The 25,223-nt window shown below is 61.3% G+C and carries 27 protein-coding genes; 8 read left to right on the forward strand and 19 right to left on the reverse strand.

All coding sequences use genetic code 11. The annotated features are described in order from the left end of the window. Nucleotides 1–209 precede the first annotated feature (209 nt). On the forward strand, nt 210–1,046 hold the full coding sequence (gene xdhC / locus EDE09_RS04650; RefSeq protein WP_132409189.1) for a xanthine dehydrogenase accessory protein XdhC: 837 nt from the start codon (nt 210–212) through the stop codon (nt 1,044–1,046). Between the two features lie 346 nt (nt 1,047–1,392). Next, a complete protein-coding gene (locus tag EDE09_RS04655) occupies nt 1,393–2,322 on the forward strand; it encodes a LysR substrate-binding domain-containing protein (protein WP_112800440.1) in 930 nt (309 codons plus the stop codon). 15 nt (nt 2,323–2,337) lie between these two features. Here the strand turns inward: EDE09_RS04655 and EDE09_RS04660 are convergent, their stop codons facing one another. Next, entirely contained in the window at nt 2,338–2,565 is a 228-nt protein-coding gene (locus tag EDE09_RS04660) for a hypothetical protein (RefSeq protein ID WP_112800441.1), read from the reverse strand. 96 nt (nt 2,566–2,661) lie between these two features. Here EDE09_RS04660 and EDE09_RS04665 point away from each other — a divergent pair, with 96 nt between their 5' ends. Next, entirely contained in the window at nt 2,662–3,579 is a 918-nt protein-coding gene (locus tag EDE09_RS04665) for a LysR substrate-binding domain-containing protein (protein WP_112800442.1), read from the forward strand. Between the two features lie 61 nt (nt 3,580–3,640). Here EDE09_RS04665 and EDE09_RS04670 read toward each other — a convergent pair whose 3' ends face one another. After that, on the reverse strand, nt 3,641–4,000 hold the full coding sequence (locus EDE09_RS04670) for a hypothetical protein (RefSeq protein ID WP_132409191.1): 360 nt from the start codon (nt 3,998–4,000) through the stop codon (nt 3,641–3,643). Nucleotides 4,001–4,311: 311 nt separating this feature from the next. Here EDE09_RS04670 and puuD point away from each other — a divergent pair, with 311 nt between their 5' ends. The 3 genes from puuD to EDE09_RS04685 all read left to right on the forward strand — a co-directional run bounded on the left by puuD (nt 4,312) and on the right by EDE09_RS04685 (nt 8,091). Further along, entirely contained in the window at nt 4,312–5,550 is a 1,239-nt protein-coding gene (gene puuD, locus EDE09_RS04675; RefSeq protein WP_132409193.1) for a urate hydroxylase PuuD, read from the forward strand. Continuing rightward, entirely contained in the window at nt 5,547–6,860 is a 1,314-nt protein-coding gene (gene guaD, locus EDE09_RS04680) for a guanine deaminase (RefSeq protein ID WP_132409195.1), read from the forward strand. The genes puuD and guaD overlap by 4 nt, the downstream gene beginning before the upstream one ends. Before the next feature lie 85 nt (nt 6,861–6,945). Then, nucleotides 6,946–8,091 carry an alpha-hydroxy acid oxidase gene (locus EDE09_RS04685; protein WP_105373997.1) on the forward strand — a complete coding sequence of 382 codons (1,146 nt, stop codon included), beginning with the start codon at nt 6,946–6,948 and terminating at the stop codon, nt 8,089–8,091. A gap of 22 nt (nt 8,092–8,113) precedes the next feature. Here EDE09_RS04685 and EDE09_RS04690 read toward each other — a convergent pair whose 3' ends face one another. From EDE09_RS04690 to EDE09_RS04760, 15 genes are all read right to left on the reverse strand, one after another. Continuing rightward, nucleotides 8,114–8,866, reverse strand: a complete 753-nt coding sequence (locus tag EDE09_RS04690; protein ID WP_132409197.1) for a hypothetical protein — start codon at nt 8,864–8,866, stop codon at nt 8,114–8,116. A 117-nt stretch (nt 8,867–8,983) separates the two neighbouring features. After that, the gene (locus EDE09_RS04695) at nt 8,984–9,733 is read right to left on the reverse strand and encodes a metallophosphoesterase family protein (RefSeq protein ID WP_132409199.1); all 750 of its coding nucleotides are present in this window, start codon (nt 9,731–9,733) and stop codon (nt 8,984–8,986) included. Continuing rightward, nucleotides 9,733–10,089: a hydroxyisourate hydrolase gene (uraH, locus tag EDE09_RS04700; RefSeq protein ID WP_132409201.1), complete on the reverse strand. Its 357-nt coding sequence runs from the start codon at nt 10,087–10,089 to the stop codon at nt 9,733–9,735. Before uraH ends, EDE09_RS04695 begins: the two co-directional genes overlap by 1 nt. Then, complete coding sequence (locus tag EDE09_RS04705; RefSeq protein ID WP_132409203.1) at nt 10,086–10,586, reverse strand: ureidoglycolate lyase; 501 nt, start codon at nt 10,584–10,586, stop codon at nt 10,086–10,088. The genes uraH and EDE09_RS04705 overlap by 4 nt, the downstream gene beginning before the upstream one ends. A 15-nt stretch (nt 10,587–10,601) precedes the next feature. Further along, a complete protein-coding gene (locus tag EDE09_RS04710; protein WP_105373992.1) occupies nt 10,602–10,964 on the reverse strand; it encodes a DUF86 domain-containing protein in 363 nt (120 codons plus the stop codon). Next, nucleotides 10,961–11,251: a nucleotidyltransferase family protein gene (locus EDE09_RS04715; RefSeq protein WP_132409205.1), complete on the reverse strand. Its 291-nt coding sequence runs from the start codon at nt 11,249–11,251 to the stop codon at nt 10,961–10,963. The genes EDE09_RS04710 and EDE09_RS04715 overlap by 4 nt, the downstream gene beginning before the upstream one ends. Nucleotides 11,252–11,322: 71 nt before the next feature. Continuing rightward, entirely contained in the window at nt 11,323–11,673 is a 351-nt protein-coding gene (locus EDE09_RS04720) for a HepT-like ribonuclease domain-containing protein (protein ID WP_132409207.1), read from the reverse strand. Continuing rightward, a complete protein-coding gene (locus tag EDE09_RS04725) occupies nt 11,670–11,960 on the reverse strand; it encodes a nucleotidyltransferase domain-containing protein (protein WP_105374052.1) in 291 nt (96 codons plus the stop codon). Before EDE09_RS04725 ends, EDE09_RS04720 begins: the two co-directional genes overlap by 4 nt. 65 nt (nt 11,961–12,025) lie before the next feature. Then, nucleotides 12,026–12,523 carry a 2-oxo-4-hydroxy-4-carboxy-5-ureidoimidazoline decarboxylase gene (uraD, locus tag EDE09_RS04730; RefSeq protein ID WP_132409209.1) on the reverse strand — a complete coding sequence of 166 codons (498 nt, stop codon included), beginning with the start codon at nt 12,521–12,523 and terminating at the stop codon, nt 12,026–12,028. Beyond that, on the reverse strand, nt 12,520–13,446 hold the full coding sequence (gene puuE, locus EDE09_RS04735) for an allantoinase PuuE (RefSeq protein ID WP_132409211.1): 927 nt from the start codon (nt 13,444–13,446) through the stop codon (nt 12,520–12,522). Before puuE ends, uraD begins: the two co-directional genes overlap by 4 nt. Nucleotides 13,447–13,515: 69 nt before the next feature. Continuing rightward, the gene (locus EDE09_RS04740) at nt 13,516–13,818 is read right to left on the reverse strand and encodes an AzlD domain-containing protein (RefSeq protein ID WP_132409213.1); all 303 of its coding nucleotides are present in this window, start codon (nt 13,816–13,818) and stop codon (nt 13,516–13,518) included. Beyond that, nucleotides 13,815–14,552: an AzlC family ABC transporter permease gene (locus tag EDE09_RS04745; protein ID WP_132409215.1), complete on the reverse strand. Its 738-nt coding sequence runs from the start codon at nt 14,550–14,552 to the stop codon at nt 13,815–13,817. The genes EDE09_RS04740 and EDE09_RS04745 overlap by 4 nt, the downstream gene beginning before the upstream one ends. Nucleotides 14,553–14,630: 78 nt before the next feature. Continuing rightward, nucleotides 14,631–15,488, reverse strand: a complete 858-nt coding sequence (locus EDE09_RS04750) for an AraC family transcriptional regulator (RefSeq protein WP_132409339.1) — start codon at nt 15,486–15,488, stop codon at nt 14,631–14,633. A 59-nt stretch (nt 15,489–15,547) separates the two neighbouring features. Continuing rightward, nucleotides 15,548–16,255 carry a DUF1045 domain-containing protein gene (locus EDE09_RS04755; RefSeq protein WP_132409217.1) on the reverse strand — a complete coding sequence of 236 codons (708 nt, stop codon included), beginning with the start codon at nt 16,253–16,255 and terminating at the stop codon, nt 15,548–15,550. 126 nt (nt 16,256–16,381) lie between these two features. Continuing rightward, nucleotides 16,382–17,590, reverse strand: coding sequence for an FAD-binding oxidoreductase (locus EDE09_RS04760; protein WP_132409219.1), 1,209 nt, complete (start codon nt 17,588–17,590; stop codon nt 16,382–16,384). On the opposite strand from EDE09_RS04760, the gene mnmD reads away from it, so the two are divergent. After that, nucleotides 17,589–18,335 (forward strand): tRNA (5-methylaminomethyl-2-thiouridine)(34)-methyltransferase MnmD, encoded by a 747-nt coding sequence (gene mnmD, locus EDE09_RS04765; RefSeq protein ID WP_165924111.1) that lies wholly within the window; start codon nt 17,589–17,591, stop codon nt 18,333–18,335. The genes EDE09_RS04760 and mnmD overlap by 2 nt on opposite strands. A gap of 886 nt (nt 18,336–19,221) precedes the next feature. Here mnmD and EDE09_RS28065 read toward each other — a convergent pair. Both EDE09_RS28065 and EDE09_RS04775 read right to left on the reverse strand, forming a co-directional pair. After that, entirely contained in the window at nt 19,222–20,100 is an 879-nt protein-coding gene (locus EDE09_RS28065) for a hypothetical protein (protein ID WP_207914808.1), read from the reverse strand. 413 nt (nt 20,101–20,513) lie between these two features. Next, the gene (locus tag EDE09_RS04775) at nt 20,514–24,212 is read right to left on the reverse strand and encodes a response regulator (RefSeq protein ID WP_132409223.1); all 3,699 of its coding nucleotides are present in this window, start codon (nt 24,210–24,212) and stop codon (nt 20,514–20,516) included. 401 nt (nt 24,213–24,613) lie between these two features. On the opposite strand from EDE09_RS04775, the gene EDE09_RS04780 reads away from it, so the two are divergent. Then, nucleotides 24,614–24,946 carry a hypothetical protein gene (locus EDE09_RS04780; RefSeq protein WP_105373980.1) on the forward strand — a complete coding sequence of 111 codons (333 nt, stop codon included), beginning with the start codon at nt 24,614–24,616 and terminating at the stop codon, nt 24,944–24,946. The last annotated feature ends 277 nt before the right edge of the window (nt 24,947–25,223 follow it).

Consider the following 25,223-nt stretch of genomic DNA (forward strand, 5'->3'; position numbering starts at 1 on the left):
CTGGCGGCACCACGGATAGTTCCCGATTTAGCTCTTCTTTTCGAAGGCCCTGGGGGCAACCCTGCTCCGGGAGAGACGGGACCTACCGACCGGGCCCTACCGCTTCCGGATCAGGATCGAGAAATCCGCGCTGAACAGGGATCAAGCCGCCCTGCAAGCTCAAGGCGCAGGCCTTGCACTGAATTTGGATTGGTGCACAGAGTGAGACCATGACGACAGACTTTCGCCTCGCCTCATTCATCGCCGCTCATCCCGCCTGCGTGCTGGTCGAGATCGCGCAGGCGAAGGGGTCGACGCCGCGTGAGGCCGGCACCTTCATGCTGGTGGCCGAGAAAGCGATCTGGGGCACGATCGGCGGCGGCCAGTTCGAATACATGGCGATCGACAATGCCCGTGCGATGCTTGGCGGCGGCGGCGAGAGCGTGATGGATATCCCGCTTGGCCCGGAAATCGGCCAGTGCTGCGGCGGACGCACGCGGCTTGCCTTTACGCCGATGTCCCAGGCGCTGGCCGACGCGCTGGAGGCGCGAATGCGAGGCAAACTGGAGCAGCGCCCCTCGGTCTTCATCTTCGGTGCAGGTCATGTCGGTCAGGCGCTCGCCAGCGCGCTGGCACCCCTGCCCTTCGCCGTGACCGTCGTCGAGACGCGGCCCGAAGCCCTCGAGGATCTGCCGGCGGGAACGGAAACGCATCTGACCGCCATGCCGGAAACCTTGGTGAAGAAGATCCCAGCCGGCGGTGCAGCGATCATCCTTACCCACGATCACGCGCTGGATTTCCTGATCGCCAAAGAGGCTCTTTCGCGTCCCGACCTCGCCTATGTCGGCATGATCGGCTCGCTTACCAAGCGCGCGACATTCTCCCATTGGCTGAAGCGTGAGGGCGGCAACGAGGCGATGCTTTCCCATCTCATCCTGCCGATCGGCGGCAATGCGGTGAAGGACAAGCGGCCCGCCGTCATCGCAGCGATGGTCGCAGCTGAACTGCTGGAGACCCACGCCGCGCTGGAGGAAACCGCCTCAAAGCGGCAGGTCCCGAGCGTTTGAACGCTGTCTAGCATCCCAGAAGGCGGTTTCGCGATCGAGGGGCAGGCTGTCGGCAAATCCGACATCGCCGCACAGATCAGCCGGCAAGTCGGGCACTCGCCGCGGACCGCGCATGACGAGACGAGAGAGGAACCGGCCGAAGGCACGCCAAGCGCCATCAAAGCCATTGGATTGCAGGGGGCCGGGTGCAAGAGACACGGCTTTAGCGTTTGCGGACAGCATGGTCTGCTCCACATCGATCAATAATATTGGTTGCGCGAGATCATGAATGCCCCGGATTGCCGGGGATTTCCAATTCAATTACAGTGGGCAGCGATAAAGAGAGCTTATCGATGAAAGCCTCCTGATGAAATTGTCGCGCCGTTTTCCGCTGAATGCACTTAGGGTTTTCGAGGTGGTCGCGCGCCTTCAAAATTTCACCCGCGCGGCGGAAGAGCTCGGCATGACCCAGACCGCGGTCAGCTACCAGATCAAACTGCTCGAAGACTATCTCGGCGACGCGGTATTCCTCCGCAAGCCGCGGGCGCTGCAGCTGACGGAAACCGGCCGCAATCTCCTGCCGAAAGTAGCCGAGGCTTTTTCCCTTTTGTCTGAAGCGATGCAGGAAGCGCGCGGCACGACGGAGGAGACATTGGAAATCCACTCCCCGCCGACCTTCGCCTCTCACTGGCTGGCACGGCATATCGGCGAATTCCAGCTCGAACATCCGCATATCGCCGTGCGGCTGGTGCGCAGCGATGCCCACGACGGGCAATATCCGCAACCGACCGATGTGGCGATCCGCATTGGGGCAAACCCTTGGGACGGCTTGATCTGCCATCCGATATTGCGCCTAACCTATGCGCCCATGCTCAATCCGCAACTCGCCGAAAGCGTCGGCGGCATCGAGACGCCCGCCGACCTGATGAAGCCGCCGTGGATTTCGAACGGCAAGGGGCTGTGGAACGACTGGTTCCAGGCCGTCGGCCTTGATCCTATCGGCATCAGGCAGATGCAGCTCGATGCATATGGGGCGCTGGACCTGGAAGCGAATGCCGCAATCGCCGGCCATGGCGTTGCCATGCTCAGCCCCTTCCTGTTCAAGGCCGAACTTGCCTCGGGTCGCCTCGTGCAGCCTTTCGATCTCGCCCTCAGCGATACCAAGACCTATTGGCTTTGTTATCCGCCTGGGCGCAAGAATGCGGCAAAGGTCAAGGCCTTCGCCGCCTGGATCCAGGCGGCCGTAGCCCGTGAACTGGCACTGGCGCCGGGCCAGCTCGCCCCGCCGTTGGCCTGACGCTCTTCGCATCGCCTACAGGCTTCGTTGAGTATAGATCGTCCGCGCCGCTTTGAATGAGCCTTCTTCCGGCGCACCTCGCCGGTCCCGTCCGTCCAGCATGCCGATATCCCGCTGCCAGCTTTCCGGCATCTCTTCCATATCGACGCTGTCTTGATGCTTCCGGAGCAAGCGATGGAACAGTTCAGCCAGAGAGACATGCGGCAGAAGCCGCCCGAAATGCATGTGGGTTATGGAAAACATTGTTGACCTCCAACGGGATAAATCCGTTTCCATAGGTTCGCTGTGGAGGTAATGTGCGCTCGGGATCGGCGGTTATCCAATCGAATAACCGTATCTATGCATCAAGAGAACTCATCCATGAAGATGTCGAAACAGTTCCCGTTAAACGCCTTGCGGGTCTTCGAATCCGCCGCGCGGCAGATGAGCTTCACCAAGGCCGGCGAGGAACTGGGGCTGACGCAGACCGCCGTCAGCTATCAGATCAAGCTTCTGGAAGACACACTGAAGGAACAGCTTTTCCTGCGCCGTCCGCGGCAAGTCACGTTGACCGAGGCCGGCGAGCGGCTGGCGCCGAGGCTCACGGAAGCCTTCGCGATCATGGAAAGCGCCGTTGCGAGCCTCAGCAACGCGGCGGAAAGCACGCTGATCGTCCATTCGACAGCTACTTTCGCCGCGCAATGGCTGGCGCGGCATCTCGGCACGTTCCAGCTCGAAAATCCCGGCATTGCCGTGAGACTGGAGACATCGCAGGAGATGGTCGATTTCTCGCGCACCCAGGCGGACATAGCGATCCGCAGCGGAAAGGGCGAATGGCCTGGCTTACGCACGCATTTTCTGATGCATAATCATTTTACGCCGATGCTGAGCCCGGCTTTGGCCGCGACGATCGGTGGGGTGAAAACGCCTGAGGATATCCTCAAACTCAGGATAATCGATCCGGGCGATCCGTGGTGGCCGGTCTGGTTTGCCGCAGCCGGCCTGCCGGATGTGGATCTCACCGGTCGGCCGGTCAGCAGATTCGGCGCGCAGGCCTTCGAGGCATCCGCCGCGATCGCCGGTCAGGGCGTGGCGATTCTGCATCCGGAATTTTATACCGCCGATATCGCCCTCGGGCGACTGATCCAGCCGTTCGACATTCTGGGCCATGACGGCAGCGACTATTGGATCGCCTATCCGGAGGCGCGCAGGAACTCCCGAAAAATCCGCGCCTTTCGTGACTTTCTGCTCAAAACCATGCCGGGCACCGAAGGTTAGCAGCCGGTTTCCTATCCGCCGCACCTCCGGAGGGAAAACCGTCTGGCCGTTTTCGGCGGCCTCAGTAACTCATGTCCGGCGCATAGAAACAGCGAAGCGTATCCTCGGTCGGATACAGGCAGAGATGATATTCCTCATCATAGCTGCGCCGCGCCTGGCTCTGTTTCAGCGAGAAATGGTGCGGCCTGGTGATCAGCCTGTGGTCGCCGGGACCAAGCGAGATCTCATAGCCGCCTTTCGTAACCTTGACGTTCTTCGTCGAGATCATCTGGCAGTCGCCGGTATGGTTGTCTCCATTGCAGCAGAAGCCGTCATATTTCCAGGTGACGCCGGTTGGGCTATGGGCCTCGTGGGCGGTTGCCGTGCCGGCCTCAACGCAGGATACAAACGCAATCATCACACCTGTCAGAATACCACGCATGAGCTTAGTCTCCGTTGATGATGCCATCTCCGGCGAGCTTTTCACGCAATACCCGGACCTCGCCGGTTGACTTGCATTTGTCACATTACGTGAGTCGGCCTAGCCGGCCATTCCGATATTCCGCAATGCACAATTAATACATTCGAAAATGGTCATCTTAAGATCACGCGCAGGTGAGAACTCGGAGTCACCGACGTGAGTTCCGTCGAGAGGAACAAAAATGTTCCCGCAGATAATCGCTTCCCTCCTTCCCGTTTTTTTCGCAGAGTGGCGGGCCGGGGGGCAATAAAGGGAATCGAAGGGGACCCTGAATGTATGAATACGCCGTTGCCTGGGAGTGGCTGAGCTTTGCCGCCCGCTGGTTTCACGTCATTACCGCGATCGCCTGGATCGGTTCGTCTTTTTATTTCATCGCGCTGGATCTCGGTCTGGTAAAACGGCAGCACCTGCCGGCCGGTGTCTATGGCGAAGAGTGGCAGGTGCACGGCGGCGGCTTCTACCATGTCCAGAAATATCTGGTGGCGCCGGCCGAGATGCCCGAGCATCTGACGTGGTTCAAATACGAGAGCTATTTCACCTGGCTCTCCGGCTTCCTGATGCTCTGCATCGTCTATTATGGCGGCGCCGACCTCTTCCTGATCGATCCGACGGTGATGGAGCTCGCCCCCTGGCAGGCCATCCTCATCTCGCTGGCCTCGCTGGCAATCGGCTGGATCATCTACGATCAGCTCTGCAAGTCGCCGATCGGCAACAATACCTGGGGCCTGATGGCAGTACTTTATGTGGTGCTGATCGCCATGGCCTGGGGTTACACCCAGGTCTTCACCGGCCGCGCCGCCTTCCTGCACCTCGGCGCCTTCACCGCGACGATCATGTCCGCCAATGTCTTTTTCATCATCATTCCCAACCAGAAGATCGTCGTGGCGGACCTGATCGCCGGCCGCACGCCGGACCCGAAATACGGCTTCGTCGCCAAGCAGCGCTCGCTTCACAACAACTACCTGACGCTGCCCGTCATCTTCTTCATGCTGTCGAACCACTATCCGCTGGCGTTTGCGACCGCCTTCAACTGGTTGATCGCCGCGCTCGTCTTCCTGATGGGGGTCACAATAAGGCACTGGTTCAACACCACGCACGCAAGGAAGGGTAAGCCGACCTGGACCTGGCTGGTGACGGTCCTCATCTTCATCGTCATCATCTGGCTTTCGACTGTCCCGAAGGTACTGACCGGCGAGATCGAGACATCGATGACGCCGCCAATAACTCCGATGGAGCAGAAGTTTGCCTCCAACGCGCATTTCGGCGCCGCAAAGGACGTGGTCCTCGCACGCTGTTCGATGTGCCACGCGGCTGAACCGGTCTGGGAAGGCATTTCCTTCACGCCGAAATCCGTCAGGCTGGAGACGGACCGGGAGATTGCGGCGCATGCACGGGAAATCTATATCCAGGCCGGCCGGAGCCATGCCATGCCCCCCGGCAATGTTACCGGCATCTCGCCGGAGGAACGCAAGCTGCTGACCGCCTGGTACGAAAGCACGATATCGCAATGACCCAGATGCTTATCCGCGGACGGCTGCTCTCCTTCAAGCGGGCGCCGCTTTCCCTGACCGATAGCGAAAGCTATGCGTATGAAAGCGATGGCGCACTTTTGATCGAGAGCGGCAAAATTGCAGCCGTCGGCGATTACGCGACGGTCAAGGCAAAGGCGGCGGATGGGATTGAGGAAATCGACCACCGGCCGCATCTCATCCTGCCGGGGTTTATCGACACCCACATGCATTTCCCGCAGATGCAGGTGATCGCCTCCTATGCCGCCAATCTTCTGGAATGGCTGAACACCTATACATTCCCGGAGGAATGCCGGTTCGTCGAAAGCGACCACGCGGCGCGGATCGCCACCCATTTCTACGACGAACTCATCCGCCAAGGCACGACGACGGCCGTCGCCTATTGCTCCGTCCACAAGACCTCCGCCGATGCCTATTTCGCCGAAGCCCTGAAGCGGGGCATGTGCATGGTCGGCGGCAAGGTGATGATGGACCGCAACGCGCCGCAGGGCCTGCTCGACACGCCGGAAATGGGCTATGACGAGACGCGGGCCGTGATCGCCGACTGGCACGGCAAGGGCCGTAACCACGTCGCCATTACGCCGCGCTTCGCGATCACCTCGACGCCGGGGCAAATGAAGGCGGCCCAGGCGCTGGCGGAGGAGTTCCCGGACCTCCACATTCAGACTCATCTTTCCGAGAACCACGAGGAAATCCGCTACACCTGCGAACTCTATCCGGAGGCGAAGGACTATACGGATATCTATGCCCGCTACGGGCTTTTGGGAAAGAAGACCCTGCTCGGCCATGCTATCCACCTCTCGGAACGAGAAGCGGACGTGCTCTCCGAAGCAGGCGCGGTCGCCGTCCACTGCCCGACCTCCAACCTTTTCCTCGGCTCCGGTCTCTTTCCGATGAAATCGCTGATGCGGCGGGAAAAGCCGGTGCGCGTGGCTGTCGCGACCGATATCGGCGGCGGATCGAGCTATTCGATGCTGCGCACCCTCGACGAGGCCTACAAGATCCAGCAGCTTCTGGGCGAGCGGCTTAACCCGCTCGAAAGCTTCTACCTGATGACCCGCGGCAACGCCGAGGCGCTGTCGCTGACAGACCGGATCGGCACGCTGGAACCCGGCACCGACGCCGACCTGGTGGTGCTGGATGCTGCGCCGACGCCTGCGATGAAACTGCGCATGGAGACCGTCAAGACGCTGCCGGAAGAACTGTTCCTGCTGCAGACCATGGGCGACGACCGCGCCGTCGTCGAGACCTATGTGGCGGGACAGGCGATGAAGGCGAGAATCGTCGGCTGAAAAGCCGGGCTGCGACGGATATTCCTCTGGCGCCCGGTTCCGGATGTGGTAGTTCTCCGGCACTGTCCGGAGGAAACCGCGAAATATGTCCAAGCCGCTGACCATTGCAGACCTCAAAACCCTCGCCCGCCGCCGTGTCCCGAAAATGTTCTTCGACTATGCCGACAGCGGCGCCTGGACCGAAGGAACCTACCGGGCGAACGAGGACGATTTCGCCAAGATCAAGCTGCGCCAGCGCGTGCTCGTCGACATGACCAATCGCTCGCTGGAAACCACCATGATCGGACAGAAGGCGGCGATGCCCGTGGCGCTGGCGCCGACCGGAATGACTGGCATGCAGCATGCCGACGGCGAGATGCTGGCGGCGAAGGCCGCAGAAGAGTTCGGCGTACCTTTCACGCTCTCCACCATGAGCATCTGCTCGATCGAGGACGTCGCTTCGGTGACGACGAAACCCTTCTGGTTCCAGCTCTATGTGATGAAGGATCGTGGCTTCATCGAGCGGCTGATCGGTCGCGCCAAGGCTGCCAAGTGCTCGGCGCTCGTCGTCACCGCCGATCTGCAGATTCTCGGCCAGCGCCACAAGGACCTGCGCAACGGCCTTGCCGCTCCGCCGAAGCCGACGCTCAACGCAGCTCTGCAGCTCGTGACCCGGCCGCGCTGGTGCCTGGAAATGCTGGGCACCAAGCGCCGCGGTTTCGGCAATATCGTCGGCCATGCGAGCAACGTCTCCGACCTTTCCTCGCTCGGCGCCTGGACCGCCGAGCAGTTCGACCCGCGACTTTCCTGGGAAGACGTCCGCTGGATCAAGGACCTCTGGGGCGGCAAACTGATCATCAAGGGCATCCTCGACGAGGAGGATGCGCGCGCTGCTGCCGATACCGGGGCGGATGCGATCATCGTTTCGAACCATGGCGGCCGCCAGCTCGACGGCGCCCCTTCCTCCATCAGCATGCTGCCGAGGATCGTCGATGCGGTGGGCGATCGCATCGAAGTGCATTTCGACAGCGGCATCCGCTCCGGCCAGGACGTCTTGAAGGCCGTGGCGCTCGGCGCCCGCGGCACCTATATCGGCCGGCCTTTCCTCTACGGCCTCGGCGCCATGGGCAAGCCCGGCGTGACCGCAGCACTGGAAATCATCCGCAAGGAGATGGATATCACCATGGCGCTTTGCGGCAAGCGGGACATTCAGACGGTGGACCGCAATATCCTGGCTAACATGCCGTTCTGATTTGCATCGGCGACCGGGCGGCTCAGCACCAGCCGCCCTTGGCACCCGGCTTGCGGGCAAGGCCTTCGCGCACGAGGATATCGGAGAGCGACATGCCGTTGCGGGTAACCTGTCTCAGCTTGTGGCCGTCGATCTCGGAATCGTTCCCCTGCCAGGTGACCAGCTCGAAGGGACCAGAATCAAGAAAGGCGCGCACCCGCAGTTCCGCGTCGCTTGCCTTGATGCGTTCTGCCTCGCAGGCCGGTTTCTTGATGTCCGGCACCTCGATGCCGACAAGGCGGATCTTCTGTCCGTGGAAAACGAAGCGATCCGCCGAGACGACGCAATCGTCCTGCTTGGCCGTTCCGCAGAGATAGAATTTCGCCTGATAGGCACCGGCAGGCCCCTCGTCCGCTTTCGACGGTTCCCCGACCTTCGGCGTCTCCTCGGCGATTGGCTTGCCGATCGGTGCCGGCGGGATGATCGCCGCCGTATGGCTCTGGTCCGGCGGTGTTGCAGGCTTTGAGGTCGCGGGACGATGAGCGGTTGCGGCAACAGGTTTAGGCGGAACCGGCTTGTCGGAGGCGGAATTGGGTCTCGCCGCAACCTGAACCGGCCTTTCAGCCGTCAGACTGGCAATGAACCTCCGCGCCGCCGCCGAATTATCATAGAGCGCAATGCCGCCGGCCACGGCCGCCAGAGCGCCCACCCACGGCAGGAGCGAAGAGCCGGAAGCCGCCGACGAGCGCTTGCCGCCTTTACGCCGTGAAGCCGATTTTGCGCGCGATTGAGCCATGACCATCTCCACTTTCCGAATCGAGGAGAAGTATCGGGGGCAAGGATTGCCGAATGGTTTCCGATCTCCTTCAAGCGGGCTCAGTGTGCGAAATCAAAGCAACGTTGCGCCGGACGGCTAGCCCACCCGGCCCGTCGCCAGCGCCGTGGCCCAATCGAGACGACCGTTTTCGGCCGCCAGCCGTGACATCGCCATGTGGTCATATGGCACATTGCGGAATTGCGGCACCCAGCCGGAAGCGGTCTTTTCGATGACGACGTATGACGCCATGCAGTGGCCTGTCTCCGCCTTGTGAACGAACGGCCTGTCGTCGTCATAGGCGGGGCAACCGACGCTGCCCGGATTGACGATGAGGCGGCCGTCCGAAAGCTGTACCGCGCGGGGAATATGGCTGTGGCCGCACAGGATCAAAGTCTGATCGACGCCCTCCGCAATTGCGTCGATCTCGGAGAGCGGCTTTAGAAAGACATGCCCGTCGCTGGACACCTGCTCCAGCCAATAAACATTATCCTCATGTGGCGTGGCATGGCAGAGAAAAACCTCGTCACGATAAACCATGCTGAACGGCAATTTGCGCAGCCAGTCGAAATGCCGCTCGGCAAGCTGCGCATGGGCATGCGCGTCGGAGGGTGCAAGCACCTCGGTCGGCGTTTCCATAAGATAACGGTCGTGATTGCCCCGAACCGTCTGCACCGCGTGCATATCGAGAAGCAAGAGGAGATCGCCGGTCCGATCCGCTTCCAAAGGCCCGCTAAAGCAATCGCCGAGATTGACGATGTCGCGGATGCCGATCGAGGCGATGTCGTCCAGGACGGCCCGCAACGCCGCGCAGTTTCCATGGATGTCGGCGATCGCGGCAAAACGCATCAGCTTCCCCTGTAGGTGGAATAACCATAGGGCGAGAGAAGCAGCGGCACGTGATAATGCGCCGCCGTGTCGGAGATGCCGAAGCGGATCGGGACAATGTCGAGAAAGGCGGGTTCGGTAAGCTTCGTCCCCTGCGCGCGAAGATAATCGCCCGCGTGAAAGACGAGTTCGTATTCGCCGGCAAGAAAGCTCTCGCCCATCAGGATCGGCCCGCCGTCGACGCGCCCGTCTGCGTTGGTGGCGACGGATCTGATCTTCTCGCGGGACTCACCGCTCAACCGGTAGAGATCGATTTTCAACCCTTCGGCAGGCCGGCCGCTGGCGGTATCGAGCACATGGGTGGTGAGGCCTGTCATAGGCTAGGCTCCGCAATCAGATAGGGAGTTTCGAAGAAGAATTCTTCGAGATTGTTGCCTGGACCTTCACGGTCGGCAACCAGGAAATCGCTGGCAGTGCCGACCGCCATCAGCGGATGATGCCAGACGTTCCGACGATAGTTCACCCCTTGGTCTCCTCGCGCCAGGAATATCAGGGGAATATCGGGTTTGCCGTTCCGATCCTGTGAGACCGCGACGAGGAACGGCCGTTGCGATAGCGGCGAAAAGCTCTGGCTGCCGAACGGATGCCGTTCCATCATCGTGACGGAGTAGGGAAATTGCCGCGGCTGACCACGGAATATGCTGAGGATGATCCGCGCGCCCTCGCCCGCTGCCTCGGGTGCTGCCAGCGCATGGAAGCGCTCCGTCGTGCCGCCATTGATGAGTTTCATGGTCGCAGGATCGGCCTCGATCACGTCCCCGAAGGGCGCAAAGGCTTCCTTCGTGAGCGGTCGGATCTGGAGAAAATCTGTCAATTCAAAAGCCTTTTATTATTCGCCTTGAGCACGCCAGTGGCGGAGGGAATCGAGGTTGGAAATCAGCGCCGGGAGAGATGTCTGCACGGTTTCCCAGACAACGGGAAGCTCAAGCTCGTAATAATCATGGACGACGAAATTGCGCATTCCCCGCATTTTCGACCAAGGAATTTCGGGATGATCGACAGGAAAATCCGGATGATGCATCATGATACGCGCCGCGCTTTCGCCGATCAAAACCAGCGCCATCGCCACCGCCATCTGAGTGCGAACGTCGGAGAGAAAGGCTTCCTGTGTCGTGCCATCTATAAATTCGCAGGCCCGAGACGCGGCCGATCGCATTTGGTCGAGATATTCCTTCAGGCGATCCGCGCTCATATAGCGGCCGCTTCCGACAGTATCCGTTCCCGCATGGACGGCTTCAGGCCACCCGAGGTAACAATGTCGACCCTGATCCTCAGAAGCGTCTCGAGTGTAGCCTGAAGCCCGCCCAGATCGAACAGCGTTGTCCCCGGAAGTGCGTCGACCAGGATGTCGAGATCGCTCTCCGGTCCGTCCTCGCCGCGGGCCACCGAGCCGAAGACACGCGGATTGGCCGCGTTAAAGCGCTTTGTCGCTTCCCGGATCGCTTCCCTGTTCTTCTCCAAGACTTCCGACGGTCTCATGACGGCATCACTCCTGATACTGACAATATAGGGGACGGAAGATCGGGAGAAAAGCGTTATGGAAGGTGCTTCTATTCACTGGGGCGGGCGGCCTGGAGTTGCGAGAGTAGCTGAGGAATCATCTGATCCACAGTCCGCCAGACCGTTTCGATATCGAGCTGAAAATATTGATGCGCAATACGGTTGCGCATGTTCTTGATATCCCGCCAGGGAATCTCGGGATGTCCTACAACGAAATCCGGGGACTGCTCCATTATCTTTGTCGCGCATTCGCCGATTGCCATGATGTTGGCAATGACCGCATCCTGTATGATTTCGTTTTCGCGGAAGCCATCCCCATCCATACCTCGCACATATTTCACGGCCTTTTCGCCGGCGAAAATCATGCGGTCGAGATGTGTTTGAAGGCGCTCGGAACTCATATAGCGGCAGCTTCCGCTACGACGCGCGCGCGGATGTCGGGTGGGAAATCCCCAGGCACCTTTACGTCTACCGGAATTCCGAGGGCTTCCTCTAAATCACCCTGGAGGCCGCCGAGCGTAAAGAGCGATGTCGTCGGCGATGGATCCACCAAGATGTCCAGATCGCTGTCCACACGGTCGCTACCGTAAAGCACTGACCCATAGACACGCGGGTTGAAGACCTGCCGACGGGCCACGATCGCTCGAATAATCTCCCTGTTCCTCTCCAACACTTCCGACGGTCTCATGAGAGCATCACTCCTGATGTCATCAATATAAGCGAGGCAAGGTCTAGAGGAAAGAACCGCATCCATCACCCCTCCGGCAGCATCGAAAGCAGCCGCAGCAGCGCGATCCGCTCAACCTGTGCGGCGGCGGTTTCGAATTCTTCTTCGACGCTGTTGTGGATGCGCTTTTCGAAGGCGGCGAGGATGTCTTGCTTGCCGAGGCCCTTGACCGCGATGATGAAGGGAAAGCCGAATTTTTCCGTATAAGCCGTGTTGAGCTCGGTGAAGCGCGCATGTTCTTCCGCGCTCAGTTGGTCGAGCCCCGCACCCGCCTGCTCCCTTTTACTGTCTTCGGTCAATTCTCCGGCGATCGCGAGCCTGCCTGCGAGGTCGGGGTGGGCGCGCAGCACACCCAGCCGCTCCTCGCGGCCCGCCTTGCGGAAAACCGAGACCAGCGCGGCATGGACCCCCTTCGCCGACAGCGGTACGAAGACGAGGCCGCCATCGTAGGCGCGCTCGGCAATAAACGGCGAATGCTCGAAAACGCCGCCGAATTTCGCGATGAAATCTCCCCGCGCAGTCATGGCGCGCCTGCCGGCTTGTGATGCTGGTGCCAATGATGGGCGATCTCGATGCGGCGCGGCAGCCAGACCTTGTCGTGGCCGAGCACATATTCGATGAAGCGCCGCAGTGCCGCAGCGCGACCCGGCCGCCCGACAAGGCGGCAGTGAAGACCGACGGACATCATCTTTGGGCTGCCCTCCTTACCTTCCTGATAGAGCACGTCGAAGGCATCCTTCAGGTAATTGAAGAACTGATCCCCGGCATTGAACCCCTGCGGCGTCGCAAACCGCATATCGTTGGTCTCGAGCGTATAGGGAATGATCAGGAACGGCTTACCACCGAGACCCGGCACCCAATAGGGCAAATCATCGGCGTAGGAATCGGAGGAATAGAGGAAACCGCCCTCCTCCATCACCAGCCGAAGCGTGTTGCCCGACGGTTTGCCCTGGTACATGCCATAGGGCCGCTCGCCGACGAGTTCCGTGTGAAGGCGCACCGCCTCAAGGATATGCTCGCGTTCCTTCTCCTCGGAAAAATCCTTGTATTCCAGCCAGCGATAGCCGTGGCTGGCGATTTCCCAGCCCGCCTCCTTCATCGCGGCGACCGCTTCCGGGTTGCGGGCCATGGCAAGTGTCACGCCATAGACGGTTGCCTGCACCTTGAGCTCGGTGAACATGCGCCAGAGCCGCCAGAAGCCGGCGCGAGAGCCGTATTCATAGATCGACTCCATGTTGAGGTTGCGCTGGCCGGGCCAGGGGGCGGCCCCGACGATCTCCGAGAGCAGCGATTCGGAAGCAGCGTCGCCATCGAGGATGGAACTCTCGCCGCCCTCCTCGTAATTGATCACGAACTGAACGGCGACATGCGCGCCGCCCGGCCACTTTGGATCGGGAGTGGAGCGGCCGTAGCCGATGAGATCGCGCGGATAGTCTTGTGCCTGCATCAAATCACCCTCGAACTTTACCGCGACGGTAGCCCACCGTTTTGCGCAATGTCGAGGCCGAAAGCGGGCTCAGATACCAAACGCCCTGAGAGAGGCGACCGAGACGACGCCGAGTGCCACCGAAACGAGCATCGGGAGGCGAAGTGCTGCAAAAGCAGTCACCGCGCAGGCGATTGTTTCGGCAGGCCCGGTCGCGAATGCCGTCGGCGCGACGACCGCCATCAGCACCGCCGGCGGAATCGATTCGATCGCCTTGCGGCGGCTGCCCTCGAGCGAGACATGGCGAATGAGGATGAGGCCGCTGATGCGGGTAAGCGCCGTCGCCGCCGCCATGGCAATGATGGCGAGCAGGGTCGTGAGATCGACGGTCATGACGTCACCTCCACGCTGCGGCGGTTGCCGGAAACCACGGCGGTAAGCAGACCCGCGACCGCTCCGGCGGCAATGTACCAAACGCCCGGCACGAAATGCTGGGTAGCGACAGCGGCAGCACCGCTTGCCAGCAGGACGGCGCCGGTCTCAGACCCTTTCCAGAAACCCATGACCAGCACGATGAAGACCGCGGGAAAGGCAAAATCGAGCCCGAGCACTACCGGATCGCCGAGGAATGCGCCAAGCCCCGCCCCGCCGATACCGGAGACGACCCAGGCAAGATAGAAGGGTGCCACCAGGCCGGCAAACCATGCAGGCGTCAGCCGGGCGACCTTCGCCCGGAACTCGGCCATCGCCCAGATCTCGTCGGCCAGGAAAAGCATCGCGAAATACCGCTCGCGCGGGCCGAAGCCTTGCATCCTGGTGCCGAGCGATGCGCTCATCAGCACATGGCGGATGTTGACCAGCAATGCGGCGAAGCCGACGCCCGCCCAGGATGCCGGATGGGTCCAGATGTCCATTGCCACGAATTGCGAACCCCCGGCAAACACCAGCGTGCTCATCAACCCGGCTTCGGCCGGGGTTAGCCCCTTGGTCGCCGCCACCGCCCCGAAGACGAGGCCGATCGGGATCACTGCAGCGATCAGCGGCGCGATCGCCCGCATGCCGCCGAGAAAATCCGCAAGTCTTGCATTCTCTTTCACGTCAAAACCTCCGATTGGAGCAGAGGTCATAGGCCGGCGAAAATTTATCGTCTTGAAGGAAAGTGACACCTATGACCCGCAACGGCCGTCGCCGATGGGAAGAGATGTTCAGCGGGCGCGATACTGCCCGGGGGTCAGTCCGGTTCGCGATTTGAAGTGGCGGGTGAAATGGGCCTGGTCGGCAAAGCCGCATTCGAGCGCGATTTCCGCCGGCGGACCGCCCCGACTCAAGCGCTTGCGCGCCTCGCGGATGCGAATGTCGGTGAGGAAGGAATGCGGCGTGATGTGAAATTCCTTGCGGAAGGCGCGGATGAGATGGGCACGGCTCAAGCCCGCCACTTCGGCAAGTTCCTCCAGTCCGACATCGCTGGCGAAATTCTCCACCAGGTAGTCGCGCGCCCGATGCACGGCCGATCTTTCAGCTGTATCGGTCGGCACGATGATCGAGCTGCCGTGCCGCCGGAACATGGCGTCCAGCACCAGGAACATTGCCTGGCTCGTCTCCAGCGCGCCGGACCCCAACTCGAGGGTGCGATGCGCCGCATGGAAAGCATCCGCGAGCGACTGGTCGCGAAGTATCTGCCTGCCGAAGGCGGGCATGCCCCGAAAAGGCTTCCCGGTGACGTCTTCCAGGATTTCGCGCAGCAGCGAGAGGTCCGGATAGATCATGCGGTAGCGGTAGCCGCCCTCGTAGGGCGCTCCATCATGGATCTCGCCCGGGTTGATGAGATAGAGGTCGCCCGGTCCGGACGCTTCCCTTGTGCCGCGGATCGTGGCGATCTGGCCACCACTCTCGATGGCGCCGATGCTGAATGTGTCATGGGCATGCGGGGCGAATTCGTGGGTCAGGAAGGTGGCGGTCAGGCACTCCATGCCGCCGAAGCGGCTGTCCCGCCAGAAGCGGGTGGTTTCCGCGTCCGCGAGCGGCATGTGGTCGGCTGCCTGCTCCTGCGAGATATTGTCCATCACGCGGATATAGCAGATTTGCGCCTTGGCTTCTTGAACAAAAGTGACGCCGGAGGGTCTCAGGCGATCTTGCGTGACGCCACCCGACCCATGGGATGCAGGGAGTGGACGAGGAGAGGTGCGCCCTGCTCCTCCTCGACGAATAGGGCGAGGTTGGCGACCTCGACCGGCTTCCTGAGGAAGGGTTCGAAGTGATCGCGCAACGCCAGCTCGAAGCGCGGCATGTCGATCGCGGAAAGCGGCCCCGTGAGGGTCATGTGGAAGCGGAATTCGTCCATCACGTAAGGGTGGCCCCAGCGGTGCAGGTTTGCAAATTGCGGAGCTGTCAGGTCGCCCGGATCGCAGCGCTCCAGCTCCGCTTCGGAAAGCGGAGCGCGAAAGGCGTCGAACTCCTGCACGACGGCGGCAGCGAGAAACCGCATGGTCTCGCAGGGCAGCACCGGTGCAAGGCCGAAGAAATTGCCGAGCCGAACGACTTCCAGTCTCGGCAGATCAAACGGATCGTGCGCGCCCGCAAATCGCATCAGGTGCCGCAGCAGTGCCTGTTCGGTAACGCCGGGTGCAAGCCGGAAGGGCGACTTCAGCGTGGCGTGGAAACCGGAGCGGCGCGGTAGCGCGGTGTTGAAGGCGATGTCGTGGATGCCGATGCCTCGGATCGCCGGCGGCTCCATGGCCTCGCCGGAAAAGGCGTTGCGGCCAAGCCATTGGGCGGCGGCCAGCGTCAGCGGATCATAAGCCGGAGGCGTGAAATATATGGCATAACGCATGCATCACCTTCTCGTGCGTCCCTTCTTTTCCGCCCCGGTATTTTACGTATTGCTCATCGACCCCACGAATGGAGGTACGTGATTTGCGTGACAGATTAACGACGAGGGCGACGGAAGGATTCGCGTTTAGCGCGCGGCAGCGGCCAGGTGGCTTTCCAGGGCAAAGGAGTCCGGAAGCTGCATTTCCTCGCCGTTTACCGTACGGAGTGCTACTTCGGCGAGCTTGTGGGCGAGCCCAAAGCTGACCTTGAAGCCCCCGGTAAGAGCAATCACCTTGCGGTGATCCGGATGCGGCCCGACCATCGGGTCGCGGTCGATGGCTTTGGGCCGAAGCCCCGCCCAGCGCTCGATCACCGGCGCTTCCCTCAGGGCCGGCACGAGATCGCGAGCGCGGCTGACCAGATCGTCGAGCAGACCGTCCGTCGAGGCTGCGTCTTCGAACACGTCCTCGCTGGTGCTGCCGACCGCGACATGCCCGCCCTCGTGGGCGACGACATAGAGCCCGTTGAGGAAGATGATCGGCAGTGTCGGATCGACGTCGGCCCTGAGCAATGCCGCCTGGCCCTTCACTGCCTGTCCGAGCGGCCGTGGCAGCGGCGGAGAGATTTCCCCCAGCAACGGGAAGGACTGGTGGCCCGCCGCCACGATGCAATGTCCGAAGGCAGTACTTTCGCCGCCTGCGAAAATCACACGGTTTTTCTCCGGATCGACCCGATCGGCGACAAGCCCCTCGATAATCCGGACGTGTCTTGCCGCACGCAGGAAAGCCACAAGCGCCGCAGTAAGACCGCGCGGCGAAACGCGCGCCGCGAAAGTGTCATGAACAAGACCGGCTTCGGTAAAGGTTGCATCCGGCCAACCCTCCTGAACGCCGCGATCGACGACATGCCAGTGGAAACGGCGGCCATGCTGATGCCAACAGATTTCGGCATCCTGCGAGTGCCGCAAGGCGATCGTTCTGAGATGCGGTTTCGGCAAGGGGATCAGCCGACCGCAACGGCGGTACCCGCAGGTCATGCCGGTCGCCTGCTCGATGCCGGCGACCTCCTCTTCGAGCGACAGCAGCGCGTCGAACTGGAACTGTTTCTTCTCGTTCCATTTGTCCGGCATATGCGGCATCAGCGCGCCGAGCAGTCCGCCGCTCGCCCCCTGCCCCATCCGGCCCGCATCGACGAGCAGCGTCCTGATACCGAGGCGCTCTGCCTTGACCGCCGCCCAGAGGCCCATGACGCCGCCTCCGAGGATGACGAGATCGACAGCTGCCGGAAGATCGTGAGATCGACCGCCAAGATCCGATTGACCCTTGGACCCGGCAGGATTATCCGCATGTCCCATGAGCGACGATGACCTCGAAAAGCTTGCGACCCCCGACAGTGTTGCCCGGGAAGACCAGCCGCTGGACTGGCACGAGGGCGATATGCCCTATTCGCAAAAGTTTGGCGATCACTTTTATTGTCGCACCGATGGGCGGCTGGAATGCGGCCACACCTTCCTCGCAGGCAACGGCCTGCCGGATCGTTGGCGGGACTGCGGGTCACCATCCGGAGACTTCAAGATCGGAGAACTCGGTTTCGGCACGGGTCTGAATTTCTGCGAAACCTGGCGCCAATGGAAGCTCACCCGCCTCCCGGCCGGAAAACTTCACTTCATTTCCTTCGAACTCTACCCGATGAAGAGCGAGGAGATCGACCGCGCGTTGGCCCGTTGGCCGGAAATCGATGCGGAGCATACAGCGCTTACCGCCGTCTGGCCGGATAAACCCGCCGGAAGGGTCGAGATCGAAGCGGACCGGCAAACCCGGCTCACCGTCGTCTGCGGTCCCGCGCTGGAATCCGTGATGGCCATCGAACTGGGTTTCGACGCCTGGTTCCTCGACGGCTTCGCCCCGTCCCGCAATCCGGACATGTGGTCGCCGGACCTGATGCAGGCAATCCACGAGAAGACGGTACCGGGAGGGACGTTCGGTACCTACGCCGCTGCCGGCTTCGTGCGCCGCAACTTATCCGCGGCCGGCTTCGCCGTCGAACGTCGCCCCGGATTTGCCGGAAAACGCGAGATGCTGTGCGGCGTCAAAGCCTGACCCGCTGTCCCGCACCCTTGCTGCAATAACAGCGACGATCGCTATTCTCCTGAATAGCAGAAGGCCCGCGCCTGTTCCCCCTGCGCGGGCCTCTCCCAAGTTCAAGACTCTTCTATGCATGACCTGGGAAGAAAGAGAACATTACGCTCTGGATGGAAACTCACAATTCCCTCAAAGGAGCTAGACCGCAGTCTGGAAGATCATCCGTTGTGGGTAGTGTTTCTGTCGCATCAGATACAAAATGAAAGAACACACTTACTATCTTCAAACAATCCTCGACAATATCCAAGGGCACATTCTTCTGCTCCAATCTATTGGACTTCATAAATCGAGAAGACCCGGCCCAGGGCGAAGTACCGATAAAAGGAAGCGGCCGGTCAATGAATACCGGCCGCTAAGACCGCACTGCGTTGGGGGGTACAATGGTGCCGTCTCACATCTCAAGTGACCCTAGTTCTTGACCCAGATCAACTTCGACATTGGGTGAAACGGCTGCATCAACATCCCCTTATGGCCTAAATCGAATGGAAGCCGGCCAAAGTCACTCTCCTGATCCGCGCACACGAAAATACTCCTCGGCCGCAAATCCAGCTATATATCAGGTGGGCTGATTCATTGGGGTAAGCATGATGTTTGTGGGCTTGGACCTGCGTTTGATTTGTCGTCGGATCGATGTGGAGCAGCGACGGGGAACGCCGCTGCTGGAGCTTGTGAGCCTGGTGCGTGAAATGCTGCATCGTCAAAGGCAGGCTGGCTGAAACGGGTAGGCCACCTCGCCCACCACCGGTTCCACCGTGCCGATGTGCTTTTGTGTCAGTAGATGGCTACCTTCCGGAAAAGGTTTGGCCGGGACTTTGCCGGTATTGTCGTGCCACACGGCATCAACTCAGGGAGTTGCCGCTTCGGCCGTAGCAGTGTCTCCGCTGGCGGCGGTTTCGACCGGATCGGTATCGTCCGGCTCTCCGTTAACGGTTTCGTCCGGCGAAGGCGTTTCGGTTGTGTCCTCATCCGCATCCGTATCGTCGGTGGGTTCGGTCGTCTGCTTCGCCAGCGCTTCTCTCATCTTGTCGATCGTGCCGACCGCCGGTCCGACGCCAAGCACGTCCTTCGCCCAGCCGAGGGCTTCCGGCGCGACCGTCTCCATTTTTCCCGCCGCCGCCAAAGCCTCGCTCAGGGCCGCATCGCCGAGAACAGGATCGTCCGCCGGCGGCGCGGCGCCGTGCGTGAGCTCATATTGTGCGTAGGCAGTGCTGAAGGCGGAAATCGCCGCCATCCGAGGATCGGCCGTATTCATCAGCGCGTGGTAATTGCGTTTCAGCGAATTCAGCCCGGCCAGTTGGGCAGCGAGATTTTTCTCCGGCTTTGCCTTCTGAGCCGCCGCTGACTTCCGGCCAACTGCCGTGGTCGCCCCCTTGCCGACGGTCTTTACGTTCGGCTTCGACTTGCCGGCCTGCTGCGATCTGCTGGCCTTGTCGGTCCGGCTGTCGGCGCTCCGGCCGTTCGCCCCCTTGCTTCCCGAACGGTCGCCGCTTTTGCCGCCACTGTGGCCACCGCCGCCGTGACCGCCTCCTCCGCCTCCTCCTCCATTGCCGCCACCGCCGCCGCCTCCACCACCGCCGTTACCGCCGCCTCCGCCACCACCATTACCGCCGCCGTTGCCGCCCTTTGCAAAGGCTGGCGAACTATCGACCAAGATCATGTTCAGAGGGGCAAGCGCCAATGTCGTGGAAAGACAGAGAACGCCGAGGATATGGGAGAGCTGCATGATGTTCCTTCTGACCTGCTTGGGGAAGCCCTGTGCACAGGCTCAAAGAGAACAGCATGTTTATAAACATCTATTTTAGCACGTACTTACAATTCGAGCTTTCGCCGCCTGTTCAGTTATTTATTTGCGCAGGGAGCGGGCGAGACCGGGTTGAAGAAGGAAACGGTCGTTTGAAGCGGGATGCGAAAAAACCGGCCATCTCAGCGAGCCGGAGCCCGCCTGAGGGCTCGCGCCGGTCCGCCAAGGCGCGAGCCCTTCACCAGACGCAGCACTTACTGGGAAAATTAGGGCTCGACCGTTTTTCCCGTTCGAGCCCTCAACAGTCTGTTGAGCGAATGGAGAATGGCACAATCGTTGCGCCGAAAAACCCCCCATACGGGTTAGTACAATGGGAGTAGGCAATCCACTGTGAGCTAGCCTGAAACCGAATGCGCGGCACCGCCGCCGATCCAGGCACGGATCTTGGATTCCAGAGCCTCCGGGCTGATCGGCTTCGACAGATAATCGTCCATGCCGGCCTTGATGCAGAGTTCACGGTCGCTTTCCAGCGCATGCGCGGTCACCCCGATGATCGGCGTGTGCGACCCGCTCTGCTTCTCCAGCTCGCGGATCTTCTGGGTCGCTTGATGTCCGTTCATGACCGGCATGGACACGTCCATCAGGATCACCGCCGGCTCGTGCTCTTTCCAGGCCTCGACGGCCTCGGCACCGTTCTTGACGATTTGGAATAGCCAGCCGGTCGATTGCAGGATCTGCGTGAAGACGATCTGATTGACCTCGTTGTCCTCCGCAACCAGCACATCGAGGGCCGGACTGGAACGCATGGGAGGTGTGGAGACCGGTTCGTCGGCGATGACGGGCACGGAAGAAGGTACCGGACGGGAGTTGGGCTCCGTCCGATGGGAAGGGACAGGAATTGCCTCCGACCGGACCTGAAGGTTCTCCAGCGCGCGCCGCTTCGTGCGGATCGAGCGAACCACGTCGATGATCGTGCTGCGCAGTAGGTTGGCGCGGGCGGGCTTCATCAGATGCGCCTGGATATTGAGCGCCTGGAAGGTGCTGTCGTCGCTGGCCATGTCCATGGAGGTCAGAAAGATGACACCGGTGCCGTCGAACCGGGCGTCGCGCCGCAGGTTACGGGCGAAGTCGAGGCCGTTCATTTCCGGCATGTGGTAGTCGAGCACAATGGCATCGACAACCACGCCGATCCGGGCGGCCTCGCCGAGGATCGCAAGCCCCTCGGCACCGCCGTCGGCGGCGACTGCATCGAAGCCCCACATCGAAAGCTGCTCGCCAAGGATTCGGCGGTTGACGGGATTGTCGTCGACCACCAGGATGCGCGCGCCGCTCGTATTGATCGGCAAAACCGTCTGGACGTTGCGTTCGCTGACGACGTCGAACGGCAGATGCACGGTAAAGGCCGAACCCCGTCCCAGCTCGCTTTCGACCTCGATGCGCCCGCCGAAGAGCTCCGTAAGGCCGGCGGTAATGGCAAGCCCGAGCCCGGTGCCTTCGTGGCGGCGGGTGGAGGACGTATCCACCTGCGAGAACTTCTCGAAAACTGCTCGGAGCTTCTCTTCCGGGATACCGAGGCCGGTATCCTCGATGCGGACGGTGAGCATCATCTTGCCTGGGCCTGCCGGCTTCGACATCAGGTCGATGAAGACATGGCCCTTTTCGGTGAACTTCACCGCATTGCCGACCAGGTTGGTGATGATCTGGCGGAACCGGCCCGCATCTCCCATGACCGTCTCGCGCACGGACGCATCGCCGCGCACGATGAGCTCGATGTCCTTTTCCGCGGCTGATGAGGAGAGCAGCGTCGCCACGTCCTCGATCGCCTCGACCGGATCGAAGGGCGCCTTGCGGAGCTTCATCTGGCCTGCATCGATCTTGGAGAAGTCGAGGATGTCGTTGATGATGGTGAGCAGCGCATTGCCCGACTTGACGATGATGTCGATGAACGTCTTTTGGCGGGTATCGAGATTGGACTTGGCGAGCAGCTCGGCCATGCCCAGCACGCCGTTCATCGGAGTGCGGATTTCGTGGCTCATGTTGGCGAGGAATTCGGACTTCGCCCGGTCTGCCGCCTCGGCGCGCTGCAGAAGCCGCGTCAGCTCCTCCTCGCGTTCCTTCGTGTCGGTCACATCCGTGAAGATGGCAAGCCAGTGATCGCTGCCGGTGATATTGGCTTCGACATGGATCCACTTGCGCCCTTCGACCCGGAAATCGGCGAATACCGGCTTTCCGGCGGCCAGGTTTTCCTCCCAGCTCCTGAGCGTATCGGCGGCCACGTCCGGCGGACCGAGGTCGCCGCGCCTGACGCAGAAGCGGAAGATGTCCCGCCACTGTTTGCCAGGCGTGGCCATTTCCGCCGGCATTTCGAGCATGCTCGCCAAAGCGTCGTTGCAGAAGATGATTTCGCCGTCATGCAGGATCAGAAGGCCCTGCGACATCGCGCTGGTGGCGTCGCGCATCAGCGCGCCGTGCTGTTCGAGTGCCGCGCGGGCCTCGTGGATCTCCTGCTCCCGCTTGCGGATGGCGGTGATGTCCATGTAGGTCAGCAGCGTCTTGCCGCCGGAAAGCCCGGTACCGGAAATGACGATGCTGCGGCCGTTGCGGCTTTTCACCTCGATCGGCGGCCTGTCGTCGCCTTCCGTCAGCGCCGCGATCCGGCCCTGGTAGATCTCCTCGAAGCTGAGGTTCGAACCGGCATAGATGCCGCGATCGAAATTGACCTTGAGGAAGTCGCGATAGGAGCGGCCGGGCAGGTCGAACTGCTCGCCTGCATCCCAGAAATCGTAAAATGTCGGGTTTGCGTATTCGAAGTTGAACGTCTCGTCGAGAATGGCAATGCCGACCGGAATGGCGCTGAGGATGGTCTGCAGATCTTCGCCGACCTTCTCCGCCTTCCTCTGGGCTTCCTTGATAAGCGAGACATCCATCCGCGAACCCACCAGATGGTGGGCGCCGTCAGCGGTCGTGATCCGCCGCAGGCGCGTGATGACCGGCACGATCGAGCCGTCGGGGAAGGTCACGTCCTCCGACTTGTCGATCGTCTCCCCATCCATGATGCGGTCGTTTTCAAGACGGAACCTCTCCGCCGCGTCCGGAAACATCTCCGTTTCCGTCTTGCCGAGAAACTGCTCGCGCGGGGCGCCGAGCATCGCTTCGTAGGCGGCATTGGCATAGGTCAGCTGGTGATCGCTGTTGCGGGCGAAAACCGGGACCGGCAGATCCTCCAGCACGGCGCGCAGCAGCTCCGTCTCGGCGACCCGCGCCCGCAGGAGCATTTCCTGCTCCTTGAAGTCCGTCACGTCGTGACGAACGGCAAGCAGCAACCCATTCTCGAGGCGCTTGTTGAGGCTCCGCATCCACCGCCCATCGGACAGCTGATAGATGCTTTCCGAGTAGGGCAGCCGGAACGGTTTCATCCGCTCCTCGATCCAGGCCGCCTTGCCGGGCGTTTCCGCCGCGATCTTCTCCGGCGACAACCGCTTGCGCCGGTCATAGGCATGACCGAGGATTTCCCTCAGCGTCATGCCACGCCTTACCTCGATCGACATCGACGCGAAATAGTTCGACAGCTCCGAGTTCCAGTAGAGCAGCGAGTCGTTCCTGTCGTAGATGCCGATGCCCATTTCGAGCATGTCGAGTGCATCGTCGACCAGGGCGCTATCGAACACCGACATGGGTTCGCTGGACTGGCCGGCTTGCCCGCCCTGCATCTCGACGTTCAGCCCTCCGGCAACGCTCAGCGTCGTCGCCGGCACGAACGAGCCGAAGAGATAGGTATGGTCATCTTCTGTGAGAAAGCGCTCGATGTGGATTTGATGCCGCGCGACGCCCGCGCGGTCGTAACAGAAGGCGGCTTCCTCGGTACCGAAGACGATCGCCCGGCATTCCTTTTCCTTGCGATCGGCGTCCACCCCGCCGCCGAAGAGGCCGCCGCTCGTTTTGCCGATGAGTTCATGCGCGTGTTTGCCGAAGAGCCGGGCATAGGCGGCATTCACCGCCACGTAAGTGAGGGCGCTGTCCTTGATGAAGGCGGGTTCGGCGAGATCGTTGATCCGCTCGCACGCCGTTCTCAGCAGTTCACTTTCCGTCTCCACCTTCCACTCCGCGCTCCGGCCGAAACCGGTTCGATTCGTTGGTTCCCAATTGACGGATAACAGCACGCGCACGTTAACAACGCGTTGTTGATGCGGCAGGCAAGCGGCGCAATTTCAGCGATTTATCCGGATCGTTCGGCAATTTCTCCCAAGAGGAATCGCAGCGCTGCGAAGGAGCGGCGGAACGAGGAGATTCGGCAGATCCTAAAATCGCCTTTATTTAACCAATATTTTGCCAAAGTAACCATCACAGGACGCATGAGCCTCGATATTTTCAACTTGAGGTCGAGAGAGGCTGAACAGCCGTTCAGACTACTCGTCGTGGGATTTCATGAATCCGCCGCCTTTGCAGGCGACTTTTCTTCCGTGCCCTTAATCACGAGAGGGAAAGGAACAAAGACATGTCCGTACTGCAAAAGAGCATCTCCGCGGGCCTCATGGCACTTACGGTAGCTGGCGCTTTAACGGCGGCCGCTCCGGCTGCTCAAGCCCGCGACCGACATCATGACGACGTCTGGACCGGCGTCGCAGCCGGGCTTGCGGGCGGCATCATCGGCGGTGCGATCGTCTCAGGATCGCAGCGGCCGGTTTACGTAGAACCGGAATACGATTATGCACCGCCGCCGCCGCGGCGCGTCTACTACCGCACCCAGTATGCACCGCGCTGCCATTATGAATGGGTCGAGAACGAGTGGGGCGAAGCCTATCGCGCCCGCGTCTGCCCGCGCTACTGACCCGACAACAGCAGTTCATGCCAAGCCCGCGCTCGCACGAGCGCGGGCTTTTCCTTTCAGCCGGTGGGGCTCCATGGGGCGACGAAATGGAGCGAGACCCGGTTCCCCCTCTCGCAATTGCGAAACATTCACTTGACTTTTGCCCCCAGATCCACCAAATGCGCATCAGCTTTCACCTTCCGGCCGCCGCGTGAGCTGGCCCCGCGTTCAAAATAACCGCGAAGAAGGAACAAGGCGCATAGATAGATCGCCCTGACCCTCAGGGTTTAAGCGCTGG

The organism is Neorhizobium sp. S3-V5DH, from assembly GCF_004343065.1.
GTDB lineage: Bacteria > Pseudomonadota > Alphaproteobacteria > Rhizobiales > Rhizobiaceae > Neorhizobium > Neorhizobium huautlense.

Bases quoted from the DNA above. Each gene is read 5' to 3' on its own strand.
- xdhC (WP_132409189.1), top strand. From the start codon at position 210: ATGACGACAGACTTTCGCCTCGCCTCATTCATCGCCGCTCATCCCGCC.
- EDE09_RS04655 (WP_112800440.1), top strand. From the start codon at position 1,393: ATGAAATTGTCGCGCCGTTTTCCGCTGAATGCACTTAGGGTTTTCGAG.
- EDE09_RS04660 (WP_112800441.1), bottom strand. From the start codon at position 2,565: ATGTTTTCCATAACCCACATGCATTTCGGGCGGCTTCTGCCGCATGTC.
- EDE09_RS04665 (WP_112800442.1), top strand. From the start codon at position 2,662: ATGCATCAAGAGAACTCATCCATGAAGATGTCGAAACAGTTCCCGTTA.
- EDE09_RS04670 (WP_132409191.1), bottom strand. From the start codon at position 4,000: ATGCGTGGTATTCTGACAGGTGTGATGATTGCGTTTGTATCCTGCGTT.
- puuD (WP_132409193.1), top strand. From the start codon at position 4,312: ATGTATGAATACGCCGTTGCCTGGGAGTGGCTGAGCTTTGCCGCCCGC.
- guaD (WP_132409195.1), top strand. From the start codon at position 5,547: ATGACCCAGATGCTTATCCGCGGACGGCTGCTCTCCTTCAAGCGGGCG.
- EDE09_RS04685 (WP_105373997.1), top strand. From the start codon at position 6,946: ATGTCCAAGCCGCTGACCATTGCAGACCTCAAAACCCTCGCCCGCCGC.
- EDE09_RS04690 (WP_132409197.1), bottom strand. From the start codon at position 8,866: ATGGCTCAATCGCGCGCAAAATCGGCTTCACGGCGTAAAGGCGGCAAG.
- EDE09_RS04695 (WP_132409199.1), bottom strand. From the start codon at position 9,733: ATGCGTTTTGCCGCGATCGCCGACATCCATGGAAACTGCGCGGCGTTG.
- uraH (WP_132409201.1), bottom strand. From the start codon at position 10,089: ATGACAGGCCTCACCACCCATGTGCTCGATACCGCCAGCGGCCGGCCT.
- EDE09_RS04710 (WP_105373992.1), bottom strand. From the start codon at position 10,964: ATGAGCGCGGATCGCCTGAAGGAATATCTCGACCAAATGCGATCGGCC.
- EDE09_RS04715 (WP_132409205.1), bottom strand. From the start codon at position 11,251: ATGAGACCGTCGGAAGTCTTGGAGAAGAACAGGGAAGCGATCCGGGAA.
- EDE09_RS04720 (WP_132409207.1), bottom strand. From the start codon at position 11,673: ATGAGTTCCGAGCGCCTTCAAACACATCTCGACCGCATGATTTTCGCC.
- EDE09_RS04725 (WP_105374052.1), bottom strand. From the start codon at position 11,960: ATGAGACCGTCGGAAGTGTTGGAGAGGAACAGGGAGATTATTCGAGCG.
- uraD (WP_132409209.1), bottom strand. From the start codon at position 12,523: ATGACTGCGCGGGGAGATTTCATCGCGAAATTCGGCGGCGTTTTCGAG.
- puuE (WP_132409211.1), bottom strand. From the start codon at position 13,446: ATGCAGGCACAAGACTATCCGCGCGATCTCATCGGCTACGGCCGCTCC.
- EDE09_RS04740 (WP_132409213.1), bottom strand. From the start codon at position 13,818: ATGACCGTCGATCTCACGACCCTGCTCGCCATCATTGCCATGGCGGCG.
- EDE09_RS04745 (WP_132409215.1), bottom strand. From the start codon at position 14,552: ATGACCTCTGCTCCAATCGGAGGTTTTGACGTGAAAGAGAATGCAAGA.
- EDE09_RS04750 (WP_132409339.1), bottom strand. From the start codon at position 15,488: ATGGACAATATCTCGCAGGAGCAGGCAGCCGACCACATGCCGCTCGCG.
- EDE09_RS04755 (WP_132409217.1), bottom strand. From the start codon at position 16,255: ATGCGTTATGCCATATATTTCACGCCTCCGGCTTATGATCCGCTGACG.
- mnmD (WP_165924111.1), top strand. From the start codon at position 17,589: ATGAGCGACGATGACCTCGAAAAGCTTGCGACCCCCGACAGTGTTGCC.
- EDE09_RS04760 (WP_132409219.1), bottom strand. From the start codon at position 17,590: ATGGGACATGCGGATAATCCTGCCGGGTCCAAGGGTCAATCGGATCTT.
- EDE09_RS28065 (WP_207914808.1), bottom strand. From the start codon at position 20,100: ATGCAGCTCTCCCATATCCTCGGCGTTCTCTGTCTTTCCACGACATTG.
- EDE09_RS04780 (WP_105373980.1), top strand. From the start codon at position 24,614: ATGTCCGTACTGCAAAAGAGCATCTCCGCGGGCCTCATGGCACTTACG.